Raw genomic sequence first — 7,277 nt, 5'->3', positions numbered from 1 at the left:
TGATCTTCCTGGCCGAGGCGTTCACCCGGCCGGCGATGATGCACACCCTGGCCCAGATCGGCTTCCAGCAGTCCTACACCTACTTCACCTGGCGCAACTCCAAAGAGGAGCTGACCGAGTACCTCACGGAGCTGTCGGGTGAGGCCGCCTCCTACATGCGGCCCAACTTCTTCCCCAACACCCCCGACATCCTGCACGCCTACCTCCAGCACGGCGGCCGTCCTGCCTTCGAGGTCCGGGCCGTCCTCGCCGCGACACTGTCACCGGCCTGGGGCATCTACTCCGGCTACGAACTGTGTGAGAACACCCCGCTGCGCGAGGGCGGCGAGGAGTACCTCGACTCGGAGAAGTACCAGCTCCGCCACCGCGACTGGGCGGCCGCCGAACGCGAGGGCCGCACCATCGCCCCGCTGCTCACCCGCCTCAACACCATCCGGCGGGAGAACCCCGCCCTCCAGCAGCTGCGCGACCTCCACTTCCACCACGCCGACCAGGAGGCGGTGATCGCCTACTCGAAGCGGAAGGGTTCGAACACGGTTCTGGTGGTCGCCAACCTCGACCCCCACCACACCCAGGAGGCCACGGTCTCGTTGGACATGCCGCAACTCGGCCTGGACTGGCACGAGTCGGTGCCGGTGCGCGACGAGCTCACCGGCGAGACCTACCACTGGGGCAGGACCAACTATGTGCGCCTCGAACCGGGCCAGCGGCCCGCGCACGTCTTCACGGTCCTGCGACCGTCCACCCCGGAGATCGGAGGGTCACCCACAACATGATCGTCAACGAACCCGTTCCGGACACCTTCGAGGACACTCCTGCCAGGGACCGTGACCCGGAGTGGTTCAAGCGCGCCGTCTTCTACGAGGTGCTCGTCCGCTCCTTCCAGGACAGCAACGGCGACGGCGTCGGCGACCTCAAGGGCCTGACCGCGAAGCTTGACTACCTCCAGTGGCTCGGCGTCGACTGCCTGTGGCTGCCGCCGTTCTTCAAGTCCCCCCTACGCGACGGCGGCTACGACGTCTCCGACTACACGGCCGTGCTGCCCGAGTTCGGCGACCTGGCCGACTTCGTGGAGTTCGTCGACGCCGCCCACCAGCGCGGCATGCGCGTGATCATCGACTTCGTCATGAACCACACCAGCGACCAGCACCCGTGGTTCCAGGAGTCACGCAAGGACCCCGACGGGCCCTACGGCGACTACTACGTGTGGGCCGACGACGACAAGCAGTTCCCTGACGCCCGGATCATCTTCGTCGACACCGAGGCCTCAAACTGGACCTTCGACCCGGTCCGCAAGCAGTACTACTGGCACCGCTTCTTCTCCCACCAGCCGGACCTCAACTACGAGAACCCGGCCGTGCAGGAGGAGATGATCTCCGCCCTGAAGTTCTGGCTGGACCTGGGCATCGACGGGTTCCGGCTGGACGCGGTGCCGTACCTGTACCAGCAGGAGGGCACGAACTGCGAGAACCTCCCGGAGACGCACGACTTCCTGAAGCGGGTCCGCAAGGAGATCGACGCGCAGTACCCGGACACCGTGCTGCTCGCGGAGGCCAACCAGTGGCCCGAGGACGTCGTCGACTACTTCGGCGACTACCCGAGCGGCGGCGACGAGTGCCACATGGCGTTCCACTTCCCGGTCATGCCACGCATCTTCATGGCCGTGCGCCGCGAGTCCCGCTACCCGGTCTCCGAGATCCTGGCCAAGACCCCGGCGATCCCGTCGAACTGCCAGTGGGGCATCTTCCTGCGCAACCACGACGAGCTCACCCTCGAGATGGTCACGGACGAAGAGCGCGACTACATGTGGGCCGAGTACGCCAAGGACCCCCGCATGCGCGCCAACATCGGCATCCGCCGCAGGCTCGCCCCGCTGCTGGACAACGACCGCAACCAGATCGAGCTGTTCACGGCTCTGCTGCTGTCGCTGCCGGGCTCGCCGATCCTGTACTACGGCGACGAGATCGGCATGGGCGACAACATCTGGCTCGGCGACCGGGACGCGGTGCGCACGCCGATGCAGTGGACGCCCGACCGCAATGCGGGGTTCTCCTCGTGCGACCCGGGACGGCTGTTCCTGCCCACGATCATGGACCCGGTCTACGGCTACCAGGTCACGAGCGTCGAGGCGTCCATGGCCTCGCCGTCCTCGCTGCTGCACTGGACCCGCCGCATGATCGAGATCCGCAAGCAGAACCCGGCCTTCGGGCTCGGCTCGTACACCGAGCTGCCGTCGACGAACCCGGCGGTGCTGGCGTTCCTGCGCGAGTACGAGGACGACCTGGTGTTGTGCGTGAACAACTTCTCGCGGTTCGCGCAGCCCACGGAGCTGGACCTGAGCGCCTTCGAGGGACGGCACCCGGTGGAGCTGTTCGGCGGGGTGCGCTTCCCGGCCATCGGCGAGCTGCCGTACCTGCTGACCCTCGGGGGCCACGGCTTCTACTGGTTCAGGCTCCGCAGGGAGACCATGTGAGGCCTGAAAGGGCCCGTTGAGGCCTGACCCGCGGGGCGGGCCGCAAACCCCGGCGGCGGGGCGTTTCCTCCGCCCCGCCCGGGGCACGCATCAGTAACACCCCGCCCGCCCGCGTGAGCCGGAGGGGCGCCGCCCGGCGCCGGCTGCAGGCACCCGGAGGCGCACCAAGAATGGGTGAAAGGACGCGACGCCATGTCGGAAGCCGTCACACGCACCGTCACCACCCCGCCCGGCCTCCTTGCCTCCCTCGACCCGTTGCTGCGGGAGTGGCTGCCGCGGCAGCGCTGGTTCGCGGGCAAGGGGCGGCCGGTCACCGGGTTCACGCTGGTCGAGGCCACCGAGCTGCTCCCGGCCACGTCCAAGCTGGGCCTGTACCACCTGCTCGTGCGCGCCCATCAGCCCGTCGGGCAGTCCCACGGGGCGCCCGGCCACCCCGGTGACTGCTACCAGCTGCTGATAGGCGTGCGCGAGGCGCTGCCGCCTCGGCTGGCGCCCGCGCTCATCGGACACGTGCCGACGGGGCCGCTGGCCGGCCGGACGGTCTACGACGCCCTGCACGACACCAGGCCCGCCGAGCTGCTCCTGGAGGCGCTGCGCAGCCAGGCCCGGATCGGCAGGCTCCGCTTCGAACGGGATCCAGGGCAGGACATCCGCTCCGGTCTCGTGCCGCGCGTGGTGACCGCCGAGCAGTCCAACTCGTCGATCGTCTACGGAGATACGTTCATCCTGAAGCTGCTCCGACGGATCGTGCCCGGAATCAACCCCGATCTGGAACTGCCGCTCGCGCTGGCCCGCGAGGGCTGCCCCCGGGTGCCCGCGCCGACGGCCTGGATGGTCGCGGACATCGCCCCCACGGCGGACCCGGTCCTCCCGTCGGGTGCGGCGGACGTGGCGGGCCGGCCGTACGTCCTGGGGGTGCTGCAGCCGTTCCTGCAGGGCGCCTCCGACGGCTGGGAGCTGGCGCTGCGGGAGCTCGCCAAGGGTGAGGACTTCGGCGCCGCGGCGCGGGCACTGGGGCGGGCCACAGCGGAGGTGCACACCGCGCTGGCCCGGGCGTTGCCGACCGTCACGCTCGGTCACATGCAGCTCCAGCTCATGGTCGACGGCATGATCGAGCGGCTGGAGGCGGCCGTCCAGGCGGTACCCGCGCTGCGGCCGTACGCCGGCGGGCTGCGCTCCGCGTTCACGGCGCTGGGCGATCTGGCCGCCGAGGGACGCACGTGGACCGCGCAGCGGGCACACGGCGATCTGCACCTCGGGCAGTGCCTGCGCTCGCCGTCCGGCGAGTGGTGGCTGATCGACTTCGAGGGCGAGCCGGCCCGGCCGCTGGCCGAGCGGCGCATGCCGCAGCCGACCGTGCGGGACGTCGCCGGCATGCTGCGGTCCTTCGACTACGCGGCGCGCTCGGTCGATCCGCCCCAGCCGGACTGGGCCGAGACCTGCCGCTCCGCGTACTGCGCCGGCTACGCGGAGGCCTCAGGCCGCGATCCGCGCACCGACCCGGTGCTGCTGCGGGCCTACGAGACCGACAAGGCGATCTACGAGGTGGTGTACGAGGCCCGGCACCGCCCCGACTGGCTGCCGGTGCCCCTGGCCGCCATAGACCGGCTCGCCTCGACCGGTCACCTGACCTGACCGACCACCCCTCGCCCTGGAGGCTCCGCCCGTGACCCCCCGCCCTGAGTCCAGCGGTTCGCGTCCCAAGGGGACCGCCGGGGAGAAGATCCCCGAGCAGCCCACGGCCGCCCAGCAGAAGAGCGCCGCGAAGAAGACGGCGGTGCCCAAACAGGCAGCGGCGAAGAAGTCGGCCCCCGCGAAGGCGACCGCCAAGAAGGCCACCGCCGCGAAGACCACCGTCGGCAAGACGGTGGCCAAGAAGGCGGCGACGAAGAAGACCGCGGCGAAGAAGACGGCGGTCGAGCGACCGGCGGCCGAGACGGCGACGGTGAAGAAGGCCACCGCGAAGAAGGCCGCAGTCAAGAAGGCCGCAGTCAAGAAGTCGGCGGCCAAGAAGGCCATGACAGTCAAGGCGACGGCGGCCAGGACCCCTGCGGTGAAGGCCGCGGCGGCGAAGTCCTCGGCTGCGGAATCCGTCGCCGCCGGGGCAGCGGCCGCGAAGTCCCCTGCGGCGAAGACCACCGCGAAGAAGACTGCTGCGAAGAAGGCTCCGGCCAAGAAGGCGCTCAGCAAGAAGGCCACCGCCGCCAAGACGACGGCCGTCGAGGCCACCGGCGCTGGGGCACCCGCCGTCGGGGCACCCGCCGTCGGGGCACCCGCCGTTGGGGCGGCCAAGAAGGCCGCCGCCAAGAAGACCACCCCCGCCGAGACCACGGTCGCCGCCGCCAGGAAGACCGGCGCCGGCGCGGCGCCCGCGGGCAAGCCCGTCGCGAAGAAGAGCGCGGCCAAGAAGGCCCCGGCCCGGAAGGCCCCTGCGCGTAAGGCTCCCGTCACGCAGGCCCCCACCGGGCAGGCATCCCCCGAGAAGGCCCCCACCGGGCAGGCCCTCACCGGACAGGCTCCCGCCGCGGAAGCCGCTGCCGCCCAGGTCGCCCCGGCGGAGCTGGAGGTCGCCGTCTCGCCCGCCGTCGACGCGGTGGACCGGGAGCGGCTGCTCGACGGCACGCACCACGCCCCGCACTCCGTGCTCGGTGCGCACCCCGTGCCCGGCGGCGTCGCCTTCCGGGCGCTCCGTCCGTACGCCCTGTCGGTAACCGTCGTCTCCGGGGAACTGCGGGCCGAGCTGCACGACGACGGGGACGGGTTCTTCTCGGGGCTGCTGCCGCTGCGGGAGGTCCCGGCGTACCGGCTGGTCGTGGAGTACGAGGGGACGGTCCTGGAGACCGAGGACGCGTACCGCTTCCTGCCCACCCTCGGCGACCTCGACCTGCACCTCATCGGCGAGGGCCGGCACGAGGAGCTGTGGACAGCGCTGGGCGCCCACCCGATGGTCCACCAGGGCGTGACCGGCACCCGGTTCGCGGTGTGGGCGCCGAACGCGCGGGGCGTGCGCGTGACCGGCACCTTCAACTTCTGGGACGGCACCGGGCACATCATGCGGTCGCTGGGCTCGTCCGGGGTGTGGGAGCTGTTCCTGCCGGACGTCGGCGAGGGCGAGCTGTACAAGTTCGAGATCACACGTCCCGACGGCTCGAAGACGCTGCGCGCCGACCCGCTGGCCCGTCGTACGGAGGTGCCGCCCGCGACCTCGTCGGTCATCACCTCCTCGGAATACGAGTGGGGCGACGCCGAGTGGCTGGCCCGGCGCGCCGAGGCCCCGGCGCACGAGGCGCCGTTCTCGGTGTACGAGGTGCATCTGCCCTCCTGGCGGTTGGGTCTGACGTACCGGCAGCTCGCCGAGCAGCTGCCCGGGTATGTGAAGAACCTGGGCTTCACGCACGTCGAGCTGATGCCGGTCGCGGAGCATCCCTTCGGCGGCTCCTGGGGCTATCAGGTGACCGGCTTCTACGCGCCGACGGCCCGGCTGGGCACGCCGGACGACTTCCGGTACCTGGTCGACAAGCTGCACCAGGCGGGCATCGGCGTCCTCATGGACTGGGTGCCCGCGCACTTCCCGCGCGACGACTGGGCGCTGGCCGAGTTCGACGGCAGGCCCCTGTACGAGCACGAGGATCCGCTGCGGGCCGCGCACCCCGACTGGGGCACCCTGGAGTTCGACTTCGGGCGCAACGAGGTGCGCAACTTCCTCGTGGCCAACGCCGTGTACTGGTGCGAGGAGTTCCACATCGACGGCCTGCGCGTGGACGCCGTCGCCTCGATGCTCTACCTCGACTACTCGCGCGAGCCGGGCCAGTGGACGCCCAACGAGCACGGCGGGCGGGAGAACCTGGACGCGGTGGCGTTCCTCCAGGAGATGAACGCGACGGTCTACCGCAGGGTGCCCGGCGTGGTCACGATCGCCGAGGAGTCCACCGCCTGGGACGGCGTCACCCGCGCCACCCACCACAAGGGCCCGAGCGGCTTCGGCGGGCTCGGGTTCGGGCTGAAGTGGAACATGGGCTGGATGCACGACTCGTTGCAGTACATGAGTCACGAGCCGGTGCACCGCAAGTACCACCACGGCGAGATGACGTTCTCGATGGTGTACGCGTACAGCGAGAACTACGTGCTGCCGATCTCCCACGACGAGGTCGTGCACGGCAAGCGGTCCCTGGTGTCGAAGATGCCGGGCGACTGGTGGCAGCAGCGCGCCGGGGTACGGTCCTACCTCGGCTTCATGTGGGCCCATCCGGGCAAGCAACTGCTGTTCATGGGACAGGAGTTCGCGCAGGGCGCCGAGTGGTCGGAGGCGCACGGCCCGGACTGGTGGCTGCTGGACCCGGGGTACGGGGCGGAGCCCGACCACCGTGGTGTGCGGGACCTGGTCCGCGACCTGAACACCGTCTACCGGGCGACCCCGGCGCTGTGGCGCCTGGACACGGATCCGGCCGGTTTCGAGTGGATCGTCGGGGACGCCGCCGACGACAACGTCCTCGCGTTCCTGCGGCTGGACCCGGAGGGCGTCCCGGTGCTGGCGGTGTCCAACTTCGCGCCGGTCACCCGCCAGGACTACCGCCTGGGCGTTCCCGACGACGTCCCCGCCTGGCACGAGGCCGTCAACACCGACGCGGCCCGCTACGGCGGCAGCGACGTCATCAACCCCGACCCGGTCAAGCCCGAACCCCAGTCCTGGCACGGCCGCCCGGCCAGCATCCGGCTGACCCTGCCGCCCCTGGCGACGGTGTGGCTGCGGCCGGCTTAGGGGGCCGGGGAAACGACAGGGAGTTCGGAGCTCGGTGGGCGTTTT

3 protein-coding genes and 1 pseudogene are annotated in these 7,277 nt (G+C 70.8%); all 4 read left to right on the top strand.

The features are described from left to right. Window positions 1-776 (top strand): annotated as a pseudogene (locus K4G64_RS25405) (alpha-1,4-glucan--maltose-1-phosphate maltosyltransferase); the annotation flags it as partial. Next, a complete protein-coding gene (gene treS, locus K4G64_RS25400) occupies window positions 773-2,473 on the top strand; it encodes a maltose alpha-D-glucosyltransferase (RefSeq protein ID WP_221758320.1) in 1,701 nt (566 codons plus the stop codon). The pseudogene K4G64_RS25405 and the gene treS, both read left to right, overlap by 4 nt. Before the next feature lie 192 nt (window positions 2,474-2,665). After that, entirely contained in the window at window positions 2,666-4,108 is a 1,443-nt protein-coding gene (locus tag K4G64_RS25395) for a maltokinase (RefSeq protein WP_221758319.1), read from the top strand. 31 nt (window positions 4,109-4,139) lie between these two features. Continuing rightward, window positions 4,140-7,232, top strand: a complete 3,093-nt coding sequence (gene glgB, locus K4G64_RS25390; RefSeq protein WP_221758318.1) for a 1,4-alpha-glucan branching enzyme — start codon at window positions 4,140-4,142, stop codon at window positions 7,230-7,232. Window positions 7,233-7,277: the final 45 nt, after the last annotated feature.

Origin of the sequence: Streptomyces sp. WAC04114, from assembly GCF_019733245.1 — a bacterium.
GTDB classification, from domain to species: Bacteria; Actinomycetota; Actinomycetes; order Streptomycetales; family Streptomycetaceae; genus Streptomyces; species Streptomyces massasporeus_A.
This window is presented reverse-complemented; position numbering and strand designations above follow the sequence as displayed.

What these genes read in the sequence shown, in the direction of transcription:
- treS (WP_221758320.1), top strand. Translation starts at nt 773, where the DNA reads ATGATCGTCAACGAACCCGTTCCGGACACCTTCGAGGACACTCCTGCC.
- K4G64_RS25395 (WP_221758319.1), top strand. Translation starts at nt 2,666, where the DNA reads ATGTCGGAAGCCGTCACACGCACCGTCACCACCCCGCCCGGCCTCCTT.